Raw genomic sequence first — 20348 nt, 5'->3', positions numbered from 1 at the left:
GGGCGTCTCCTGTCGGCCGTACGCGAGTCGCAAGTTACCGGGCCAGGCCCGGCAAACCGCACAACCAGTTACGCTCGGCGACCGCTCACCCTGAAAACATCGAGCCGAGTTCGTCCCGCCACTCGACGATGTCGGTGACGTCTTCGCGAACTTCCTCGAGATTCGACTCGAGGTCGTCGACGTCGTCCTCGAGGTCCTCGAACTCGTCTGTGAGATCGTCGACGTCGTCTCCGACCGCCACGAGGTCCTCGTCGACGGCGTCGATGCGCTCGTCGGTCGCCTCGAGGTCCGACTCGACGGCGTCGGTTCGTTCCTCGAGGTCGTCGACCTCCGATTCGGTCTCCTCGAGTCGGTCGTCCATCGACGCGAGGTCGGATTCGAACGATGCCAGTTCGTCTTTGAACTCCTGGATGAGCTGGTCGCCGGTCCCGTTCTCGTCGAGGAACCGTTCGATGGCGTCGGCGTAGGCGGCGACTTCCTCGATGCGAGACTGCAGGTGGTCGATCTTCGCGATCTCGCTCGGTGCCGGTCCGAGGTCGAGTTCGGACCGGAGCACCTCGAGGTCCTCGTCGTCGATTCGACCGTCGCGAATCTCCTCGGCGAGTCGAACGCCGACCGGTTCGGCCGGCGGCGTCGGCGTGGGTTCGGCTGCAGACGCTGCGTCGTCTTCGTCCGTCGTGTGCTCGTCGTCCGCGTCGTCGATCTCTGGCTCCTCTTCCTCGCTCTCGTCGTCGACGCCGAGGTCGATCTCCGGCTCCTTCTCCTCGCTCTTGTCGACGTCGAGGTCGATCTCTGGCTCCTCTTCCTCGCTTTCGTCGACGCCGAGGTCGATCTCTGGCTCCTCTTCCTCGCTTTCGTCGACGCCGAGGTCGATCTCTGGCTCCTCTTCCTCGCTTTCGTCGACGCCGAGGTCGATCTCTGGCTCCTCTTCCTCGCTTTCGTCGACGCCGAGGTCGATCTCTGGCTCCTCTTCCTCGCTTTCGTCGACGCCGAGGTCGATCTCTGGCTCCTCTTCCTCACTTTCGTCGACGTCGAGGTCGATCTCCGGCTCCTTCTCCTCGCTCTTGTCGACGTCGAGGTCGATCTCCGGCTCCTCTTCCTCGCTCTCGTCGACGTCGAGGTCGATCTCTGGCTCCTCTTCCTCGCTCTCGTCGTCGCTTTCCTCGTCTTCGAAGTCGACGTCCGGAATCTCGTCTTCGCCGAATCCGAGTTCGATGTCGGGGACGTCGTCCTCGTCATCGCTCTCCTCGTCGATGTCGACGGGGTCGGTGTCGATGCCATCCAGGTCGAGGTCGAGGTCCTCGGCGTCGTCGAACGATTCGTCTTCTGTGTCGTCAGCAGTCGATTCGTCCGTCGATTCGACGTCGAGGCCGGGAACCGAGTCGGACTCGCCGCTGAGCATGTCTTTGACGACCTGGTTTCGGTCGTCCGAGATGATGTCCTCGATCGTCGTGTCGTCGACCTCCTCGGCGTCCGACGCCGCGTCGGGTGAGACTTCGTCGTCCGTGTGGACGTCCTCGATGGTGGGTTCGGTCAGGAAGTCGCCCGCGTCGTCCTCGTCACCGAGGCGGATGCCGTAGACTGTCACGAGGGAGTCGTCGGGGTCGACCGTCCCGGTAAACTCCACGTGGTTGTCCTGGAAGGCCGTCCAGTCGTCGCTGTGATACTCCGGGTGAAACCCGACGTTGTCCATCGGGAACGACTCGGGGATCGGTTCGGACAGCCGAAAGGAAACCGGAACGTCGCGTTCTGAGTCGATCTCGAAGCGAATCGCGGGAACTGGAAACTCGTCCGCTACGAATGCTTTTCGAACGGTCAACCCGTCGTCGCTTACCTCCACGTCCTCGTCCGTGTCGGCGATGTTGCTCATGAAACACACGTTAAGAGAGCATTACCATAAATGGACCGGGCAGTATCAGTTTCGCGACTTACAGCCGAGCCGATCAGAGGTCGACACGGTCGCCGATCTCGACGAGCTCGAGCCGTCGCGGATAGGCGAAACTCTTCGCGTGGTGATACAACGCCTTCGGATCGGCGGTCAGACCGCGCCACATGTCCCAGTGACTCGGAAGGAGCCGATCGAACTCGAGGGCGGCGGCGGCCTCGACGGCCTGGTTCTCGTCGTTGTACCAGCGAGTGCGCTTGGGTTCGCGGGTCTGCTTGTCCGGGATCGTTCCGACGGTACCGAACGCGAGGATCCCGAGGTCGACGTCGTACTCGGAGCCGACGCGCTCGAACTCCTCGGTCGGCTTCGTGTCACCGCCGTGGAAGACCGTCCCGGCGTCGTGCTCGATGACGTAGCTCACCGGGTGCGTCGCGTCCGGGTCGTGGGCGACTTCGACGTGAACGGTGAACTCCCCGATCTCGACGGTATCGCCCTCGGCGACTTCCTGGAACTGGTCGGCGGAGACGTCCCACTCGTCGGTCCACGCCTCTTCGTCGCGTGCGACCGCGAGGCTGTCGTCCGGTGCGTAGAACGTCGCACCCGAGTTCTCGAGGATCGGGGCCTGGCTCGGCCCGTGGACGTGGTCGGTGTGTTCGTGGGTCGCGAGGACGGCGTCGGCATCGATGACGTCCGCGGGATCGAACGGGACGGGGATCATCCGCACCGTTCGTGGCGGGTCGCCGAGTCCGAGATACGGGTCGATGAAGATCGTCGTTCCCTCGCTGCCTTTCACCACGAAGCCGTTACAGCCAAGATACCAGACTGCGACGCCGTCCGGGTCGGCGTCTTCGACGGCGCGTACCAGCCAGTCGTCCCAGTCGCTCGCGATCATGCGGGATGATGGGCGAAGCTAGCTGGTAAGTGTTGTCGTTCGGTGTAAGCGAAAACTCGAGGGTACGGCCAGTCGGTCGTCGCCGTCGAGGTGAACGCGAGGGTATACTACTGGACGAACCGCGTTACCGTCGATCGTACTCGAACGGCCGTCACCAGCAGCGACGGGCCGTGAGACACGATCGAGTGTGCAGTGACTGTCGTCCGGCAGTATTAGTCGTCCGCGACGGCCTCCGCCTCGGCCTCGTCCGTCGTCCGCTCGAGGTCCTCGAGGTACTCGTCGGCGTCGATGGCGGCCTGTGCACCCATGCCGGCGGCGGTGACGGCCTGCTGGTAGTGGTAGTCGACGACGTCGCCAGCGCCGAAGATGCCGGGGACGTCGGTTTCGGTCTGGCCGCCGCCGGTGCCGCCCTGCGTGCGGAGGTAGCCGTCGTCGGTCGTCTCGACGCCGGTTCCCTCGAGGTACTCGGTGTTCGGGGTGTGGCCGATGGCGAGGAAGACGGCCCCGACGTCGAAGTCGAACTCGTCGGTCTCTGGGTCGTCTCGCTTTTCGGAGGGATAGCCTTCGTCGTTCTGGACGAGGGTGACGTGGTCGACGCCCTCCTCGGCGGAGCCGTGGATCTCGACGAGTTCGGTGTTTCTCATGATCTCGATCGCTCCCTCGTCGACGTTCTCCTGGACGCGGTCGATCCAGTAGTCTTCGGCGCGGAACTCCTCGCGCCGGTGGACGAGGTAGACGGTGTCGGCGAACTTGGTGAGGAAGGTCGCCTCTTCCATGGCGGCGTCCCCACCGCCGACGACGAGCATGTCCTCGTCGCGGAAGAACGCGCCGTCGCAGGTCGCACACGTCGAGACGCCGTACCCCATGAGTTCGTCCTCGCCGGGGACGCCGAGCGTCCGGGCGCTGGCACCCGAGGCGGCGATGACGGCGTCGGCCGTGTAGACGTCGCCGTTCGTGAGGCGGATCTCGAACGGCCGAGTGGAGGCGTCGACGCTCTCGATGACGCCGTTTTCGATCTCGGCGCCGAACTGCGTGGCCTGCTCTTTCATGTTGTTGACGAGGTCGGGTCCGCTGATCCCCTCGGGGAAGCCGGGATAGTTCGCGACGTCGGTCGTCAGTGTGAGCTGGCCGCCCGGTTCGTCGCCCTCCAGGACCAGTGGCTCGTTGTTCGACCGGGCCGCGTAGATCGCGGCGCTCAGGCCGGAGATCCCCGATCCGGCGACGACGACGTTCCGGTGTTCGACTGTCTCTGCCGACGTATCGGCCGTTTCTTCCGACATATCTACACCTAGTCGATAGGGACGTAAAATCAGTCCGCTTCGTCTCGAGTGCGACCAGGCGACGGCGGGTCGAGCGACCGATCGGCCCGCTTACCAGGTGCCGTGGAACGTGTCGAAACTGAGTTCCTCGAGGGGCTCGTTCCCGACGGCGATGTCGTACTCGCCGGGAGTGAGCATCGGCTTGTGGAACCGGGGACCGTCGTCGGTCGTGATCCGGGGACAGCCAGTGTTGACGAATGCGTCCATGTCGAAGTTACGCAGGCGGTCGGGCGTGACCTCGTCCATCGTGATGAGGTAGGCGTCGTCGTTGTCCGCGAGGATGTCCTGGGCGACCTCCCAGCGGCCCTGTCCGATCTTGGTACAGAAGATGACGCCCCACTTCTCGGCGTCCATCGCGCGGTGGACGGCCGCGTAGCGCTGTTTCAGGAACTTCTCCGTGTCGGCGACCGTCACGACGTTGTTGACGGGGTCGGCGATGACGACGTGCTTGTCGGGGTGTTCCATCGCCAGCCCGAGCGGGTGGAACTTGCCGCCGCCGACGTACAGCACCTGGTCGGCGGGGACGTCCGCGCTCGCGTAGTTACAGCCGAGCACCTGTCCTTCGTGGGTGAGCCGGTCGTCGCCGCGGCGAGTCTGGACCTCGTAGCCCCGCTTCTCTAAGAGTTCACACATCTCCTCGAATCGGTTCATGTGCTGGGCGGTCGTGACGAGGCCGACGTCGGGGGTTTCCGACGGATCTTCGAGCGTCTCGAGTGCCTCCTCCATGATCGGCGTCACCTCGACGTTCGAGAACAGCGGGACGTAGATCACCTTCTCCGTATTTTTCATCGGCGAGTGGCCGAAGTGGACGAAGACGTCGGTGCGTTTCATCAGGTACGTATCGAGGTCGCAGGCTCCGTAACACGGCTGCCCCGAGAGCATGAACGTGACGTCGTCGTCAGTGAGTTCGCGCAGATCGTCGGCGACGTTCGGGCCGCGGCGTTTCAGCCCTTCGGGGAACTGCAGACCGACTTTCTTCGCGTCGCGATCCTCGATGGCGTCGACGATTCGCTCGAGTTCGTAGTCCCATTCACGGTCGTGTTTGAGACTCATCCCGGTGTTTCGGAGGTCGCCCTCGCTGTACTCCGACTCCTGGCTCATTATACGTCGTTGCGGCCACGAACGTATAACGTCGGCGCTTTGGCAGTCGTTCGCCATCCGCTGTCGCGAGTCGAGTCGTCGATCCGGCAGGTTGAAACCACGTGACGCCCAAATCGATGTATGAGCATCGAGACGAGCCGCGTCGAGGAACTCGGTCGCGAACTGGGCGAGGCGATCACCGAACTGCCCGAGTACGAGACGTTCGAGCGGACCCAGAAAGCAGTCGAACAGTCCGAGGAGGCCCAGGAAAAGATCGACGAGTTCGAGGAGATCCGCCAGGAGTTCATGCTCGCCCGCCAGACGGGAGCTGCGACCCAGGAAGACCTCCAGGAACTCCAGCAGACCCAGGAGGAACTGCACTCGATTCCCGTCATGGCAGAGTACCTCGAGGCGAAAGACGAACTGGCCGCGCGACTCGCTGCGATCAACGACGTGATCTCGGAACCGCTCGCGGTCGACTTCGGCGGCGAAGCCGGCGGTTGCTGTCACGACTGAGCGGGTCGGGCATCTGCGCTTCGGTAGCCAACCTGTTTTTTTAATTACCAGTCTCCTGGCCCAAAAGTCATAGTACTGGAGGGTAAAGGGGGTGGCAATGACAGCCGAACAGGCTACGGATGGCTATCTGTTCGACCTCTATCGCCGATACATCGGCGAACCGGAGGATCGAACCGACGTCTACATTGGGTTCGGATTGTTCCTGGGCGGGATCGGCCTCGCAGTCGCAGCGTTGGCGCTTTTCGTCTGGAGCAGCACACTCGAGCCGCGGTCGGCGGAGTACTTCGCGTGGGTCCAGCCCGCGTACGCACTCGGGATGGTGTCGCTTCCGGCGACGATGCTCGCGATCGTCGTGTTACTGCCCGCCGAGCGGCGCGTGCTGTACGCTTCGGTCGGCGGCGTGGCGATCACGCTGGTCGCCGTTGCCGGGTTCGTGTCGCTGTACCCGTCCGACTGGAACTTCTACGAGAGCAGCGAGACCTACTTCAGCACGGTACACGTCGTGGCCGTCTACGCCGTCGGCCTGGCGGCGATCACCGCGTCGACCGGGGCCGCACTCATCGCACACTACCTCGACCTGGCTCGCTCCGTCGAGGCGGTCGAAGTCGGCGACGACGACGAAGAAGGCGAGTCGTACTCCGACGACGAGATCCAAAGCGACATCGACGAGGCGATGGATGGCGTCGAACTCTCCTGGGGCGGCGTCGAAAAGAGTGACAACAAACGGCTGACGTTCAGCGACCACGAGTTCGACGAGGCCAACATCGACGTCGAGGCGAAGACGACGCGCTCGACGGGTGTCGACGCACAGGTCGCCGGCCTGAAGGGGCTGAAAGGCGGCGAGAAGAAGACCACGACCTCGAGTTCGACCGTCGACGACCAGACGGCGAAACTGAAAGAACTGCGCGAGCAGCAACGAGCGGAGGAGGCCGCCGACGGCGACGACGGCCGGGCCGTGAGTTCGATTACGGGGCCGCTGGCCAGACTCAAAGAGCGACTCTTCGGCGACGACGGACTCATCTAGCGTTCTCTAACCGAACTGCGGACGATTAACTTCTCTGACGAGATATAAATAAAATATTGTTTCGAACGTTAACTGATGAAGGTAATTCACATAGATTTATAATGTGTCAGACGCCTTGGCCACACATGGCCAAAGGCCTAGACGTCGGAACGATGAACATCCTGTCTGCACAACAGGATGGTAACGACACGGTATTCGTGCAGCAGCGCAACTCCTTCGTAGAGATCGAGTACTCGGACATGGCCGAGCAGATGCTCTCGCGAAGCGAAGTGCTCCACATTCGAAAGGACGACAAGGTGTACGTCGTCGGTGACGATGCGCTGAACTTCGCGAACATCTTCAACAAGGAGACCCGACGGCCGATGTCCCAGGGGATCCTCTCGTCGGACGAGAAGAGCGCGATTCCGATGATGAAACTCATCATCGAGCAGGTCGTCGGCGAACCCGCCTATCCCGACGAGAAACTGTACTTCTCGACGCCCGCCGACCCGATCGACTCGGATCTCTCGACGCTGTATCACCAGAAGACGATCGAGTCGTTCCTGAACGACATGGGCTACGACGCCGAACCCATCAACGAGGGGATGGCCGTCATCTACAGCGAACTCGCGGACAACAACTTCACCGGTCTCGGCATCAGCTTCGGTGCCGGCATGACCAACGTCTGTCTCTCCTACTACGCAGTTCCCGTCATGAAGTTCTCCGTCGCCCGCGGTGGCGACTGGATCGACGAACAGGCCGCCCGTGCGACCGGGACGCCCGTCGACAAGGTCACCTCGATCAAGGAAGACGACTTCGAACTCGACTTCACGACCGACGTCGGCGGCGTCGAGGGTGCGCTGTCGATCTACTACGAGAACCTGCTCGACTACGTCATCGAGAACATCGTCACGGAAGTCGACGACGAAGACGTCGAAGAAGGGCTGGACGTGCCCGTCGTCGTCACCGGCGGCACCTCGAGTCCCAGCGGCTTCGAGGCGCTGTTCCGCGACCACCTCGAGGACGCCAACATTCCGTTCTCGATCAGCGGCGTCTCCCACGCCGACGAACCGCTGTACAGCGTCGCACGCGGTGGCCTCGTCGCGGCTCGCTCGGACGAAGACGTCGACTACGACGACGAGCAGGAGACCGAAGCGGCGCCGGCGAACGAGTAACCGATTTTTCTCTCTTCGCTGTTCGGTTTGCCCGGAGACTGGCGAGGAGTCACGGTCGATCCTACGCGGTGTCCGACTGTTCGTAGAACCGTTCGAGCGCGTCTCGCCAGGACTCGAGATCGCGCTCCTCGCTCTCGTGGTCGACTGGAACGTCGGCGAACCCACACCGGTTGCAGGCGATGGTCTCGACGTCGCCCAGCGACAGACGCTCGAGCGGTGACCCACACCGAGGGCACTCGTCCATACGTTCTTCTATTTCTAGACGTTCTTAATTCTATGCGATTCTGGTATGTCGACCAGTGGCACAGTCGCGTGGCGGCCGTGTCACGAGACGATCGGACGACGACGACGACGGTATCGTCGGCTCGCTCACCGCAGTGTAATTACCATCAAGCATTTGCTAAGGTTTTTGTATGCGGCCAATGTATTCCTCGTCGATGAGCGCCACCCCGTCGATCGACGTCGAACGAACGATCGAACGCTGTCGGCCCGAAGACGTCACCCCCGTCAGCCTCGAGGCGGACGCACTCGAGTCGACGGCACCGACGTACCTGCGGGATCTCAAACGTGAACTCAATCGCGAGGGACTGTTCCCCGCCAGAGTGACCGTTCGAGCGCAGTTCGACGAGGACTGCTCGCTGCAGACCCAGGAGGAGGCCGACCGGATCCGCAGTTACGTCCGCGCAGCCTCGTTTCTCGGTGCCGGTGCGATCACGGTCGAGTGCGAGACGATCGCCAACCCCGAGAAGGTCCGCCCCGCGCTCGCCGCCTGTGCCGAACGCGCAGACAGGGAGGGGCTGACGTTCGATCTCGACGCACCCATTACGCTCGAGGCGTAAGCGTCGGGCGATGGCGTCACGGCGCACCCTCGCCCGCCGACTCGAGTCCGTCGCCGACTTCGACGACCCTTCGGTCGACCTCGAGCAGTATCTCACGCCGCCGGAGGTCGCCGCCCACGTCCTCCACGTCGCGTCCCTGCAGGGTGACCTGACAGACCGCGTCATCGTCGACCTGGGGACGGGAACCGGGATGCTCGCGATCGGCGCGTCGTTTGCCGCGCCCGAGCGCGTCGTCGGGCTCGACGTCGATGCGGACGCGCTCGCACGCGCCCGCGAAAACGCAGCACGCGTCGGCGTCGAAGTCCCGATCGACTGGGTGCGCGGCGACGCGACGCGGCCGCCGCTGTCGCTCTCGTCGACAACCGTCGTCTCGAACCCACCCTTCGGTGCCCAGCGCGGCCAGCGGGGTGCAGACCGTGCGTTTCTCGAGGCGGCGAGCGACCTCGCCGCAGTCTCGTACACGATACACAACGAGGGCAGCCAGGAGTTCGTCGACTCCTTCACTGCGGATCACGGCGGCACCGTCACCCACGCGTTCCGCGCGACGTTCGATCTCGAGCGTCGATTCCCGTTCCACGAGGAGGCGTCGCGGGAACTCGAGGCGGAGGTCTTCCGGATCGAGTGGGCCTGATTCGTACACGGGACGGTTTTCGCGTGCGTACTCGAGGACAGCTGTGCTCGAAGACCGGGAACGGAGACGTGCCAGAAGGCCGGGAACGAAGACGAGCCAGAAAGTCCCCGACGTGCTCGAGTCGGGGCCCGCTGTGGTCCTCTGCCTCCGGCCTGTGGTCCTTGCTCTGCGAGACCCGATGCGTCTCGCTACTCCCTCGCCCACTTCGTTCGAGAGGGCGTCGCCCGCCGTCCTCGACCGCGTCGGCCCCTTTCTCCCACCCACTCCTCGAGCCTCCCCAGCCGACTCGCACGAGGTCGTCGCGTCACCTCACGATCGCTCGGCGACGCGACCGCGTGCGCCGCGTGGCCAGAACGGTACGTCGAGACGCGCCCTCGAGGTCGCGATCAGTAGTCGCCGCGTCCTTCCTCGCTCGCGACCTGGACGTACGTGCCGTCCGAGGCGGCGTAGATCGCGTCGCCGTCGCGCTCGAAGGAGATACCTCCCGCCTCGACCGTCTCGTTTTCGGCCGGGAGCGCGACGTCGGAGACCGCGTCGTCGTCCTCGACTTCGATCGAGAACGATCCCTCGTCGGGGACGAGCGTCACGCGTTTGCCGTCGATGCGGACCTCCGACCGGACGGGGTCGGACGTGTACGCGAGCTGGCGGTCGTCGCCGTCGGCCCACAGCCAGATCTGGTAGGCGCTGTCGTTGCCGACGGCGGACCACCCCTCCCGCTGAACGTGGACGGTCTCCCGCCAGCCGGGACCGCCGACGTCGACGGTCACGTTCCGTTCGAAGGCGAGACGGTTGGCCGACACCGCCTCAAGCCAGATGTTACGCGACGAACTCGAGACGACGACGCCGCTCGATTCGATCGTCGTGTTCTCGCCGAACGCCGAGATATCGACGACGCCGACGAGTTCGTTCTCCTCGCCTTCGACGTAGCGGACGGTGTAGTCCTCGACGGTGACGGACGCGTTCGCCGCCGTCGACTCCTGGTCGACCACGAACAGGTTCACTGGAATCGCCGGCCCGGAGATGAGCGCGACGACGACGAGGACGACGGCGAGTGCGGACTGGCGACGGGTGACGTTCGAGAGTTTGCTTGCCGTACGCGATCGGGGTCCGCGCGCGAGATCCCGGATACGGGTTCGAATCGACCCGGACAGCGAGTCGTCGTTCGCCAGTCCGAGTTCGAGGATCCGCTCGAGGCGCGTTCGATCGGCGGTCGACCGGGCGAGAAGCGGCAGGCGGTCGACCAGCGCGTCGGGCAGCAGTGGGCGGTCGGAGGCGGTCACGGCGAGGGTGACCAGGAGCGTGGTCGCGACGACGACGACGACGCCGGGGCCGCGATACAGGACGAACGAGTTCGCACCGCGAAACCAGTAGATCGCCCACAGCGCCTTCGAGAAGCCGAAAAAGAGGACTGCAAGCCAGAAGCGAAGCGGGTCGGGCCGGTAGCCGCGACGGCTGAAGACGACGGCGGCGAGCAGAAGGCCGACGAAGAAGCCGAGAGCGTGACCCTGGATGGCGATCGACGCCCACCACGGCGGTGAGGGTGGACTCGGCGTCGCCACGTAGACGTTGATCGGCGATCGCAGGGCCCTGTAGACGGTCATCACCGCCCCCTGCGCACCGATCGCTGCGACGAGGGTCGCGACGGGATACCGGACGAGCGCGAATCCGGCGAACGCGAAGACGACCCCCGAGAAGCCGATCACTGGACCGATCGAAAACAGGCTCGTCAGGAGGCCAACGACGACGACGACCAGCGGAAAGACGACGAACGCCCGGAACCAGGGACTGGTTCGCCACGATCCGTTCGACTCGGCTCCGTCACGCGGGTAGTGGCCCCAGGCGAACTCGACGATGGGTGCGAGCACGGCCGTCCCGACGAGGTTGCCGACCAGGTGACTCGAGCTGGCGTGCGAGAACGACGCCGTCGCTATCCCGAGCGGGTAGAGATACGACCAGGCCCGGTAGGGTATCGTCACCGGATCGTGGAAGTCGCTGATGCCGTCCTGGACGAACAGGTACACCGCGAGGACGAACGCGATCACGACGATCGTCCCCCACGGAACGCCGCCGAGCAGCCGCGAGCGGAGCACGTCGTCCCACCGCCGGCTCGAGCGCTCGAGGAGCCTGACGGTTCCGATCGACGCGAGTAGCGTGCCGACGACGAGCACTCCGAGGACCCACTCGAGCGAGAGCATGTGGTCGAGCCTTCGCGCGGATCCGTATAGTGGTTAACATCCGTCGGCACGACACCACCGGCTTCGAAAGGTACAAGCGGCTGACGGACGGACGACTCGCTATGGAACTGCGGGTCACTGAGAGTAGCGACGACGAGCTATCGATCGAGATCGGCGGCGAGGATCACACGTTCATGAACGTCCTCAAGGGGGCGCTGCTCGAGCACGACGACGTCAGCGCCGCGACCTACGACATGAACCCCGAGCAGTCGGGTGGGCAGACCGAACCGATCCTGACGATCAAGACCGAAGGCGGCGTCGACCCCCTCGACGCACTCGAGGAGGCCGCCGTCAACGTCCGCGAGAAGACGACGGCGTTTCGCGAGGCGTTCGAGGCGGCTGCCTGATTCCGGATCTCGCTAACAGGCCACGTACGTGACGAACACCTCGTCGTCCGGCCCGACGTGAACGTCGACTGCTTCTGCGTCGCGATCTGCGAGGGCTTCGGCCCGATAGGCACGGTTTTCCAGTAGTCCCGACGCGACGGCAGCCGCCAGTTCGGACTCGTTTTCGTACGCAGCGGGAGCGTCGGCGACGACTTGAGACGAGCCGATGGCGACATCGCCCGAACAGGAGGTTCCGAAGTCGGACAGCTCCGGCAGGTCGTCGGGCTCGCGGTCTTCGACGTGGGCGACGACGATCTGCCTGTTTCGATACTCCGCGAACGCGGCGAGTCCCTCGTCGTACGCTCGCGTCGGGGCATCCTCTGTCTGCCGTTCGTCCTCGAGTCGGTCGTAGATTTCCGTCTCGACGGTCTCCAGGTCGAGTCCGGCGGCCACCTCGCCGTCGCCCGGTGCGTCGGGGGGCGTCGGCGTGCCGATACCGGGCAGCATCGACAGCGGCACGACGCCAGTCGCGAAGAGGCCGATCACGACCGCGAGGACGGCGATAATCGGCGCGTACGGCTTTGCAACCTCGAGCCAGCTCGGCGTCTCGAGGTCCCGTTCGACGTCGGCGTAGTCCTGCTCTCGCTTCTCGAGGGTCGGATTGCCACAGCGCGAACAGGGCGGCGAGTTCTTGACGTGGTCGCGGCCGCAGTCCGTGCAGGTCCAGACGTACGCCGGTCCCGTGTCGACGGTCTCGAGGTCGGGTTCGCGGACGACTGCGCGCTCGAAAGAGCCGTGACCGCAGTTGTCACACGGTGGGTCGTTCGTCTCGTGTGGTTTCCCACACCACGTACACCGCCACTTCACTGGTTCGTAGCTTCGATCGACGGCACAAAAGTGTAGCGGAACTGAAAGCCGCCGGCGGGCCGTCGGCTACAGTCGAACCGGGACGTCGCGCTCGTCTAAGTACTCCTTTACCTCGCGAATCGAGTACTCGCCGAAGTGGAAGATCGACGCGGCGAGTCCGGCGTCGGCACCGGCCTCGGTGAAGACCTCGTACATGTGTTCGGGGCTGCCACAGCCCGACGACGCGATGACCGGCGTGTCGACGGCATCACAGACGGCTGTCGTCAGCGGGACGTCGTAGCCGTCTTTCGTCCCGTCCCTGTCGATCGAGTTGACGAACAGTTCGCCGGCACCCCGCGATTCGGCCTCGCGGGCCCACTCGACGACGTCGACGCCTGTCCCCTCGCGGCCGCCTTTCTTCGTACACTCGAACCAGCAGGATTCGCCGTCGATCTCGACGTAGTGCTCGCCACCCTCGTCGTACCGTCGCTTCGCGTCGACGCTGATGACGATACACTGGCTGCCGAACGCCGACGCACCCTCGTTGATCAGTTCCGGCCGCTCGAGTGCGCCGGTCGTGATCGAAACCTTGTCCGCGCCCGCGCGAAGAGTTTCCTTGATGTCCTCGGTCGTCCGGATGCCGCCGCCGACCGTAAGCGGGATGAACACCTCGTCGGCGACCTGCTCGACGACGCCGAGCATCGTCTCCCGGCCGTGGGCGGAGGCGGTGATGTCGAGGAAGACGAATTCATCTGCCCCCGCTTCGTTGTACTGGCGTGCCATCTCGACCGGATCGCCCGTGTACTCGAGGTCCTCGAAGTGGACGCCGGTGTAGACCGCCGGATTTCCGTCGTCGTCGAGGTCGACGTCGATACACGGTATGATTCGTTTGGTCAGCCCCATGTGATCGGTACGGGCAGGTACACGCCGGGGATAGTAAAGGCGTCTGGATCTGGCAGGCCTCGAAACTCGGCGAATCGGAGCCGGTCGTCAGTGTGTCGACTGTCTGAACCGTTTTCGGACACAGACCGTGTCGTACGTTTATACTCGAGGACGCGCAATCGGATCGTATGTATCGCGTCCTGTTACCGATCGACACGAGCGAGGATCGTGCGCTGGCACAGGCCGACTACGTCGCGTCGTTACCCTGCGCTGGAGACGAGGTGAGTGCGTACCTGCTGTTCGTGTTCACCGGCGACGAAGGCGAGGAGTTGCCCGAAGAGTTAGGACAGTTCAAGTCCGCGACGCGCGTCGGTTCGATCCGGCGCGCACGCGAGGTGCTGGACGATCGCGGCGTCGAGGTCCACGTCTTAGACGACAGCGGCGAGGCCGCAGCGGACATCTGTGACCGCGCCGACGACCTCGAGGTCGACGAGATCGTCCTCGGCGGGCGAAAGCGGTCCGCGGTCGGAAAGGCGGTGTTCGGGAGCGTCACCCAGTCGGTGATTCGGAACACCGACCGGCCGGTCGTCGTCACCGGCGAGCGACGCGCCGGGACGGACTAACAGCACACGACCGCCGTCTCGGCCAGATGCCATCCGAACGGCGGTCACGACCTGGCCCTGGCGAGCCGTGGCGAGCCGTTCAGGAGAGTTTAAGTGAGACAGCGGGCAACACCCGCGCATGGCAGACGACCACGACTCCGCGGCAGACGTCGGTCACGACGTCGACGAGGGGCGAACCACGGCACCGATGAGCGAGTACACGAGCCGAGACGTCGGCGTCGGCTTCGTCGTCCTGCTCGTCGGACTGGCGGTCGCGTTCGCGCTCCCGCTGCTCGGACTGTAACGAAAACGAAGAAACGTCGAGATCGAGACGGGCCTAGAAGACGTACTCGTCGTCGTGGCCCATCATTCCGTCGTCTTCGAGTCCCGGTTCCTCTTCGTCCATCGGCCCGCTGGTCTTGTACGCCTTGATGCCAGTCGACAGGAGGTCTTCGATCGCCTCCTCTCGATTGACGAACTCGCCGCGCTCGACCATCTGGGCGATCTGCATCTCGAGATGTTCCGGTATCGTGATCTCTACTTTCGGCATCTGATTCGGGTTTCGGCGAGGGGGTATTTAAGCTTGACGGGGATAATATTCTGAAGGAAAAGAAAACATACGTTTACCCAAAACATTCTTTCAGCCTTTTGAGCCTGGGCGGAATCTTACTTCGGGCCGGCGACCTCGAGTCGGGGGACGGTAGCCGAGACCGCCCCGACGTCCGGGATCACCACCGTCAGCGGGGTGCGATCACTGGTTGCCCATCATCGAGTCGATCGCGTTTCGCAGCGTCGTCCCGGGCTGGGTGATCGTCTCGATCTGTCTGAGAATCTTTCGCTGGTTGATGTACCCCGCGAACCCGAGGATTGTCGGCGCCCAGAGGCCAACGAACAGCCCTCGCTGGCGGTCGCCGCGGACGAAGAAGTAGTACAACGCCAGACCGACCGACGCGGCCGACGCGAGGAACGCGGGCCCGAACGCCTGTTCGCCGAGTTCCTGTGCAGTCTGTCCGGACATGTCCTGTTCTGTCATCTGCTGTTTGCTCGCCATACGGGAAGACGCTCGGCGAGACGCCACTTCGTTATAAAGAGGGTATCACGAGCCACCGGAAGGTTGGCTCGGTCGTCCGACCGTTGCAGTCGGTTTCGAGGGCAGTGCAGTCGCGGGAATCGAGCGTTTATTCGACGGGACACCAGACGGTCACGGCGTCGAACAACTGACGCCGGTGGCCGGACGGCTCGAGCGGTAAGCCTACGTGAGCAGACGCCAACGCCCGCATGTGAAAGACGTCACTGACATCTACGAGGAGTTCGGCGGCGACCGGCTCCCGCCGGGCCAGCGCGAGACGTCGGCGTTCCCGGTCCTCTCGAAGGGTGCGACGCCGTCGTGGGACCGAGACGACTGGGAGTTTACCGTCACCGGGGCCGTCGACGAACCGCTGTCGTTCTCCTGGGACGAATTCCGAGAACTGCCCGCCGAGACCCAGCGCCAGGACTTCCACTGCGTCACCGGCTGGAGCAAGTTCGACTGTGCGTTCACCGGCGTCCCGTTTCCCGAACTCGCGGAGCGTGCGGGAGTCCACGACGACGCCTGTCACGTCCTCTTTTCGGCACTGGACGGCTACACGACCGACCTGCCGCTCGAGGACTGCCTCCGCGAGGAAGTGCTGTTCGCGTGGGAACGCGACGGCGAACCGCTCGAGTCGGACCACGGCGGCCCGTTGCGAGTCGTCACTCCACACAAGTACGCCTACAAGGGAGCGAAGTGGGTCGACGGCGTCGAGTTCCTCACCGAACCCGAACTCGGCTACTGGGAGCGACGCGGCTACTCGGAGACGGCGAACCCGTGGCGTGAGCAGCGATACAGCTAGGCCGACAGAGAGAGGCAGACGCACACGATAGCAGATAGTTAGGCTGAAGGCAGCACGGTCCTGAGGCATCTTCAATGGATCGAGCGTCGGGTGACGGGCGACTGGCGACGGAACCGAACCGAGACGGGGCGCTGGTGAGTCAGAGCAGCGAACTCGAGGACGTCTCTTTCGGTGCCGTCCTGGACGTCGACGGAACCCCACGCGTGCAGTGGGCGACGCCAGATGGACTCGAGGTGGTCGGCTGTGGCGTCGCAGCACAGTTTACGGCGACCGGGGCGGACCGATTCGAGCAGATCCGATCGGCGGCCGACCGACGGTTCGCCGACCTCGACCACGACGGGCCGGCGGCCAGCCGACCGCGCGCCTTCGGTGGACTCGCCTTCGACGACGGTCACGAGCCGTCGGGGCCGTGGCAGGGATTCGAGGGTGCGTCGTTCGTCGTCCCCCGGATTCAGGTCACGCGAGCCGACGACGGCACGTGGCTGACGGCTGTCGCGGAGTCGGAGGCGGACGCTGTCGACTCCCTCGAGTACTGGCGGGATCGGCTCGCCGACCTCCCGGCGATGCGACCGAGCGGGACCGGACCCGGCATCGCGTCGACCCGCCGATCGACCACCCCCGGGGAGTGGACCGAGCAGGTCGAGACGGCGCTCGAGCGAATCGGCGGCGGCGACCTCGAGAAGGTCGTGCTCGCCCAGGCGCAGACGGCCGACCTCGAGACGCCGGTCGACGTCGCCGCGACGCTCGAGCGGTTGCGCCGCCAGTATCCGAACTGTTATCGGTTCATGATCGACCACGGCGAGGACGGGACGTTCTTCGGTGCGCCGCCGGAACGGCTCGTCTCGATGCGCGGCGACCGCGTCGAAACCGAGGCGCTCGCTGGGTCGGTCCCGCGTGGCGAGACGCCGGAGGAAGACGACGCGCTCGTCGAGCGGATGATCGACAGCGAGCGGTTCCAGCACGAACACCAGCTCGTCGCCGAGACGATCCGGGAGCAACTCGAACCGCTCGCCCGCGACGTCACGGTCGGCGACCAGACTGTCAGGCGGCTGGCGACGATCCAGCACCTGCAGACGCCGATCGAGGCGCGACTCGCCGACGACCGACACGTCCTCGAGATCGTCGAGGCGCTCCACCCGACGCCAGCCGTCGGCGGCCTGCCGCTCGAGGCGGCCTGGGAGACGATCCGGAGCGTCGAGACGTTCGACCGTGGCTGGTACGCGGCACCGATCGGCTGGTTCGACGGCGACGGCGACGGCGAGTTCGCAGTCGGCATTCGCTCCGGCGTCGCGGTCGACGAGACCGTCACACTGTTTGCGGGCAACGGCATCGTCGCCGACAGCGACCCCGACGAGGAGTGGGACGAAGTCCAGTTGAAGTTCCGACCGGTCCTCGACGAACTCCGATGACGATGACGGCACCGAACCGAAACACGCTGTGGGGGAACGTTTTAGTCGACGAACTCGTCGCGAGCGGCCTCGAGGCGGTCTGTATCGCGCCGGGGAGCAGGTCGACACCGCTTACGGTGGCGTTCGCGACCCATCCCGACGTCGAGGTCTACTCGCACATAGACGAGCGGTCGGCGGCGTACTTCGCGCTCGGGCGGGCGCGACGAACCGGTGAGCCGACGGCACTCGTCTGCACCTCCGGCACCGCGGCGGCGAACTTCCACCCCGCGGTCGTCGAGGCCAGCCAGGCGCGCGTGCCGCTGCTCGTTCTCACGGCCGACCGGCCACACGACCTGCGCGACAGCGGCGCGAACCAGACCGTCGATCAGGTCAAACTCTACGGCGACGCCGTCAGGTGGTACGCCGAACTGCCCGAACCCGAGGCCGACGAACGGAAGGTGCGGATGCTCAGGACGACTGCCGCGCGAGCGCTCGCCGAGACGACGGGCGTGCCGGCCGGCCCGGTCCACCTCAACGTCCCGTTCCGCAAGCCCCTCGAGCCGGTCGACGTCCCGGACGACGTCCCAGCCGGATTCGAGGAGACGCTCGCCGGCCGCGGGCGAGACGGACCGTTCGTCGAGACGATGCGTGGGACGACGCAACTCGAGGAGGGCGACGTCCGACGGCTCGCGTCCGCGCTCGCGACGGCGTCTCGACCGCTGGTCGTCGCGGGGCCAGCCGATCCGGCAGGCGTCGACGCCCGTGCGGTCGCCGACCTCGCCGCCGCCGTCGACGCGCCGGTACTGGCCGATCCCCTCTCGACGGTGCGGTTCGGGCCGCACGTCGCGGACGCCACAGTCTGTGGCGGGTACGACGCTTACGTCGACGCGATCCCCGACCCCGACGTCGTCGTCCGGATGGGGACGTCACCGACGTCCAAGACGCTACGACGGTACCTCGAGGACGCCGACTGCCGCCAGTTCCTGCTCGACCCCGCCGGCGACTGGCGGGAGGCGACGTTCACCGCGACCGACCTCGTCGAGGCCGATCCCACGACGGTCCTCGAGTCGGGCGAGGACGCCCTCGCGGCCGACGACGCCCGGACCGAAACCGATCCGGACTGGGCCGACCGGTTCCGGGCGGCCGAACGACGCCACTGGGACGCCCGCGACGACGCGCTCGCGGCCGACTCGCTCGAGTCGACACCGTTCGAGGGGGCGATCCTCGCGTCGGTGCTCGAGAGTGCGCCCGATCCAGCGACGGTGTTCGTCTCGAACAGCATGCCGGTCCGGGACGCGGACCGCTTCGGCCGGCCGCGAGCGGCCGACCTGACGGTACTCGCGAATCGCGGGGCCAGCGGCATCGACGGCATCACGAGCACGGCCCTCGGTGCGGGCAGCGCGACGGACGACCCGCTCGTGCTCGTCACCGGCGACCTCGCGTTCTACCACGACATGAACGGCCTGCTCGCGCTCGGACGCTGCGGCGTCGACGCGACGATCGTCCTGCTCGACAACGACGGCGGCGGCATCTTTCACATGTTGCCGATCGAGGAGTACGACCCGCCGTTCACCGAGCAGTTCAAGACGCCCCACGGCCTCGAGTTCGACGCCGTCGAGGAGCTGTACGACCTCGAGTTCGTCCGCGTCGAGCCGACGACGTTCGACGCGGTCTACCGCGAGTCGGTCGCGTCGCCCGGGACGCAGGTGCTCGCCGTCGAGTTCGACGCAGAGACGAGCCACCGGCGGCGGGAGGACCTCGAGCGGCGGGTCCGCGACGCCGTCGCCGACGACGCGTAAGCCGCCTCTAGCCGGTCGGCTTCCGAGAGGACCGCCTCCGCGGTCGTCACGCGCTCGAACTGCTCGGCTGCGTTGGGGTCGTCGCGGATCGAACGGGGTGTGCCGGTCGTGGCGTCGACGAGAACCTATTTTGGGTCGCCGACCCGAACTTCGGACGATGGTTTCGGAACTCTTCGACGAGGAACAGTGGGAACCGATCGACGGCTTCGACTTTCGAGATATCACGTACCACCGGGCCGTCGACTCCGGCACGGTTCGGATCGCGTTCGACCGCCCGGAAGTGCGAAACGCCTTCCGACCGGGAACCGTCGACGAACTGTACGACGCGTTAGATCACGCGAAACGGCAGACCGACGTCGGCTGCGTGCTGCTGACCGGCAACGGCCCCTCGCCGAGAGATGGCGGCTGGGCGTTCTGCTCGGGTGGCGACCAGACGATCCGCGGCGACGCGGGCTACGAATACGAAGGCGACGAGGAACGGGCGTCGGAGGCGGGCCGACTGCACATCCTCGAGGTCCAGCGGCTGATCCGCCACATCCCGAAGGTCGTCGTCTGCGTCGTGCCGGGGTGGGCTGTCGGCGGCGGTCACTCGCTGCACGTCGTCTGCGACCTCACCATCGCGAGCGAGGAACACGCCAAGTTCCTCCAGACCGACCCCGACGTCGGTAGCTACGATGCCGGCTTCGGCTCGGCCTATCTCGCCCGCCAGATCGGCCAGAAGAAAGCCCGCGAGGTGTTCTTCCTCGGGAAAACCTACTCCGCCGAGGAGGCCGAAGAAATGGGCATGGTCAACGAGGCCGTCCCTCACGAGGAACTCGAGGAACGCGCCCTGGAGTGGGGCGAGGAGATCAACTCGAAGAGTCCGAACGCGATGCGGATGCTCAAGTACGCGTTCAACATGGCCGACGACGGCTTCGTCGGCCAGCAGGTCTTCGCCGGCGAAGCGACCCGCCTGGGATACATGACCGACGAGGCGAAGGAAGGTCGGGACGCTTTCGTCGAGGGGCGTGAGCCGGACTTCTCGGAGTTCCCGTGGCACTATTAAGGTAAGAGGCCGACG

The 20348-nt window shown here is 65.3% G+C and carries 21 protein-coding genes and 1 pseudogene; 12 read left to right on the top strand and 10 right to left on the bottom strand.

From position 1 onward, the window contains the following. Window positions 1-85: 85 nt before the first annotated feature. The 4 genes and pseudogenes from MU558_RS16595 to dph2 all read right to left on the bottom strand — a co-directional run bounded on the left by MU558_RS16595 (window position 86) and on the right by dph2 (window position 5197). A complete protein-coding gene (locus MU558_RS16595) occupies window positions 86-1870 on the bottom strand; it encodes an AAA family ATPase (protein ID WP_246969259.1) in 1785 nt (594 codons plus the stop codon). Window positions 1871-1943: 73 nt separating this feature from the next. Further along, on the bottom strand, window positions 1944-2777 hold the full coding sequence (locus tag MU558_RS16590) for an MBL fold metallo-hydrolase (RefSeq protein ID WP_246969248.1): 834 nt from the start codon (window positions 2775-2777) through the stop codon (window positions 1944-1946). A gap of 212 nt (window positions 2778-2989) precedes the next feature. Then, window positions 2990-4039, bottom strand: a pseudogene (locus tag MU558_RS16585) (NAD(P)/FAD-dependent oxidoreductase); the annotation flags it as partial. Window positions 4040-4147: 108 nt separating this feature from the next. After that, window positions 4148-5197 (bottom strand): diphthamide biosynthesis enzyme Dph2, encoded by a 1050-nt coding sequence (gene dph2 / locus MU558_RS16580; RefSeq protein WP_246969245.1) that lies wholly within the window; start codon window positions 5195-5197, stop codon window positions 4148-4150. A gap of 120 nt (window positions 5198-5317) precedes the next feature. Here dph2 and MU558_RS16575 point away from each other — a divergent pair, with 120 nt between their 5' ends. The 3 genes from MU558_RS16575 (at window position 5318) to MU558_RS16565 (ending at window position 7870) form a co-directional block, all read left to right on the top strand. Beyond that, on the top strand, window positions 5318-5692 hold the full coding sequence (locus MU558_RS16575; protein ID WP_246969242.1) for a YlbF/YmcA family competence regulator: 375 nt from the start codon (window positions 5318-5320) through the stop codon (window positions 5690-5692). 97 nt (window positions 5693-5789) lie between these two features. Next, window positions 5790-6716, top strand: coding sequence for a cell division protein CdpA domain-containing protein (locus MU558_RS16570; protein WP_246969239.1), 927 nt, complete (start codon window positions 5790-5792; stop codon window positions 6714-6716). A 125-nt stretch (window positions 6717-6841) separates the two neighbouring features. After that, window positions 6842-7870: a disk-shape morphogenesis protein volactin gene (locus MU558_RS16565; protein ID WP_246969236.1), complete on the top strand. Its 1029-nt coding sequence runs from the start codon at window positions 6842-6844 to the stop codon at window positions 7868-7870. A gap of 61 nt (window positions 7871-7931) precedes the next feature. Here MU558_RS16565 and MU558_RS16560 read toward each other — a convergent pair whose 3' ends face one another. Next, window positions 7932-8114, bottom strand: coding sequence for a zf-TFIIB domain-containing protein (locus MU558_RS16560; RefSeq protein WP_246969234.1), 183 nt, complete (start codon window positions 8112-8114; stop codon window positions 7932-7934). Between the two features lie 193 nt (window positions 8115-8307). On the opposite strand from MU558_RS16560, the gene MU558_RS16555 reads away from it, so the two are divergent. Together MU558_RS16555 and MU558_RS16550 are read left to right on the top strand one after the other, a co-directional pair. Further along, window positions 8308-8709, top strand: coding sequence for a DUF7961 family protein (locus MU558_RS16555; protein ID WP_246969231.1), 402 nt, complete (start codon window positions 8308-8310; stop codon window positions 8707-8709). A 10-nt stretch (window positions 8710-8719) separates the two neighbouring features. Then, window positions 8720-9340 carry an METTL5 family protein gene (locus MU558_RS16550; protein WP_246969228.1) on the top strand — a complete coding sequence of 207 codons (621 nt, stop codon included), beginning with the start codon at window positions 8720-8722 and terminating at the stop codon, window positions 9338-9340. A 386-nt stretch (window positions 9341-9726) separates the two neighbouring features. Here the strand turns inward: MU558_RS16550 and MU558_RS16545 are convergent, their stop codons facing one another. After that, window positions 9727-11535, bottom strand: a complete 1809-nt coding sequence (locus MU558_RS16545; protein WP_246969225.1) for a rhomboid family intramembrane serine protease — start codon at window positions 11533-11535, stop codon at window positions 9727-9729. A gap of 101 nt (window positions 11536-11636) precedes the next feature. Here MU558_RS16545 and MU558_RS16540 point away from each other — a divergent pair, with 101 nt between their 5' ends. Continuing rightward, window positions 11637-11921 (top strand): DNA-directed RNA polymerase subunit L, encoded by a 285-nt coding sequence (locus MU558_RS16540; protein WP_246969209.1) that lies wholly within the window; start codon window positions 11637-11639, stop codon window positions 11919-11921. A 12-nt stretch (window positions 11922-11933) separates the two neighbouring features. On the opposite strand, the gene MU558_RS16535 is transcribed toward MU558_RS16540, so the two are convergent. Further along, window positions 11934-12767 (bottom strand): hypothetical protein, encoded by an 834-nt coding sequence (locus tag MU558_RS16535; protein WP_246969206.1) that lies wholly within the window; start codon window positions 12765-12767, stop codon window positions 11934-11936. Between the two features lie 66 nt (window positions 12768-12833). Then, window positions 12834-13649 carry an imidazole glycerol phosphate synthase subunit HisF gene (gene hisF / locus MU558_RS16530; protein WP_246969203.1) on the bottom strand — a complete coding sequence of 272 codons (816 nt, stop codon included), beginning with the start codon at window positions 13647-13649 and terminating at the stop codon, window positions 12834-12836. A gap of 167 nt (window positions 13650-13816) precedes the next feature. On the opposite strand from hisF, the gene MU558_RS16525 reads away from it, so the two are divergent. Together MU558_RS16525 and MU558_RS16520 are read left to right on the top strand one after the other, a co-directional pair. After that, window positions 13817-14251 (top strand): universal stress protein, encoded by a 435-nt coding sequence (locus tag MU558_RS16525; RefSeq protein WP_246969200.1) that lies wholly within the window; start codon window positions 13817-13819, stop codon window positions 14249-14251. A 118-nt stretch (window positions 14252-14369) separates the two neighbouring features. Further along, the gene (locus tag MU558_RS16520; protein WP_246969197.1) at window positions 14370-14534 is read left to right on the top strand and encodes a DUF7550 family protein; all 165 of its coding nucleotides are present in this window, start codon (window positions 14370-14372) and stop codon (window positions 14532-14534) included. 33 nt (window positions 14535-14567) lie between these two features. On the opposite strand, the gene MU558_RS16515 is transcribed toward MU558_RS16520, so the two are convergent. Beyond that, a complete protein-coding gene (locus MU558_RS16515) occupies window positions 14568-14780 on the bottom strand; it encodes a ribbon-helix-helix domain-containing protein (RefSeq protein ID WP_246969194.1) in 213 nt (70 codons plus the stop codon). 201 nt (window positions 14781-14981) lie between these two features. After that, complete coding sequence (locus MU558_RS16510; protein WP_246969191.1) at window positions 14982-15281, bottom strand: hypothetical protein; 300 nt, start codon at window positions 15279-15281, stop codon at window positions 14982-14984. A gap of 229 nt (window positions 15282-15510) precedes the next feature. Here MU558_RS16510 and MU558_RS16505 point away from each other — a divergent pair, with 229 nt between their 5' ends. The 4 genes from MU558_RS16505 to MU558_RS16490 all read left to right on the top strand — a co-directional run bounded on the left by MU558_RS16505 (window position 15511) and on the right by MU558_RS16490 (window position 20333). Next, complete coding sequence (locus MU558_RS16505) at window positions 15511-16101, top strand: sulfite oxidase-like oxidoreductase (RefSeq protein ID WP_246969188.1); 591 nt, start codon at window positions 15511-15513, stop codon at window positions 16099-16101. 74 nt (window positions 16102-16175) lie between these two features. Continuing rightward, complete coding sequence (locus tag MU558_RS16500) at window positions 16176-17510, top strand: isochorismate synthase (protein WP_246969185.1); 1335 nt, start codon at window positions 16176-16178, stop codon at window positions 17508-17510. Between the two features lie 2 nt (window positions 17511-17512). Beyond that, window positions 17513-19288 (top strand): 2-succinyl-5-enolpyruvyl-6-hydroxy-3-cyclohexene-1-carboxylic-acid synthase, encoded by a 1776-nt coding sequence (gene menD / locus MU558_RS16495; protein ID WP_246975023.1) that lies wholly within the window; start codon window positions 17513-17515, stop codon window positions 19286-19288. 157 nt (window positions 19289-19445) lie between these two features. Continuing rightward, a complete protein-coding gene (locus MU558_RS16490; protein WP_246969182.1) occupies window positions 19446-20333 on the top strand; it encodes a 1,4-dihydroxy-2-naphthoyl-CoA synthase in 888 nt (295 codons plus the stop codon). The last annotated feature ends 15 nt before the right edge of the window (window positions 20334-20348 follow it).

Origin of the sequence: Natribaculum luteum, assembly GCF_023008545.1 — an archaeon.
Classification (GTDB): Archaea; Halobacteriota; Halobacteria; order Halobacteriales; family Natrialbaceae; genus Natribaculum; species Natribaculum luteum.
Note: the sequence above shows the minus strand (reverse complement) of the source record. Positions and strands in the feature narration are given on the sequence as shown.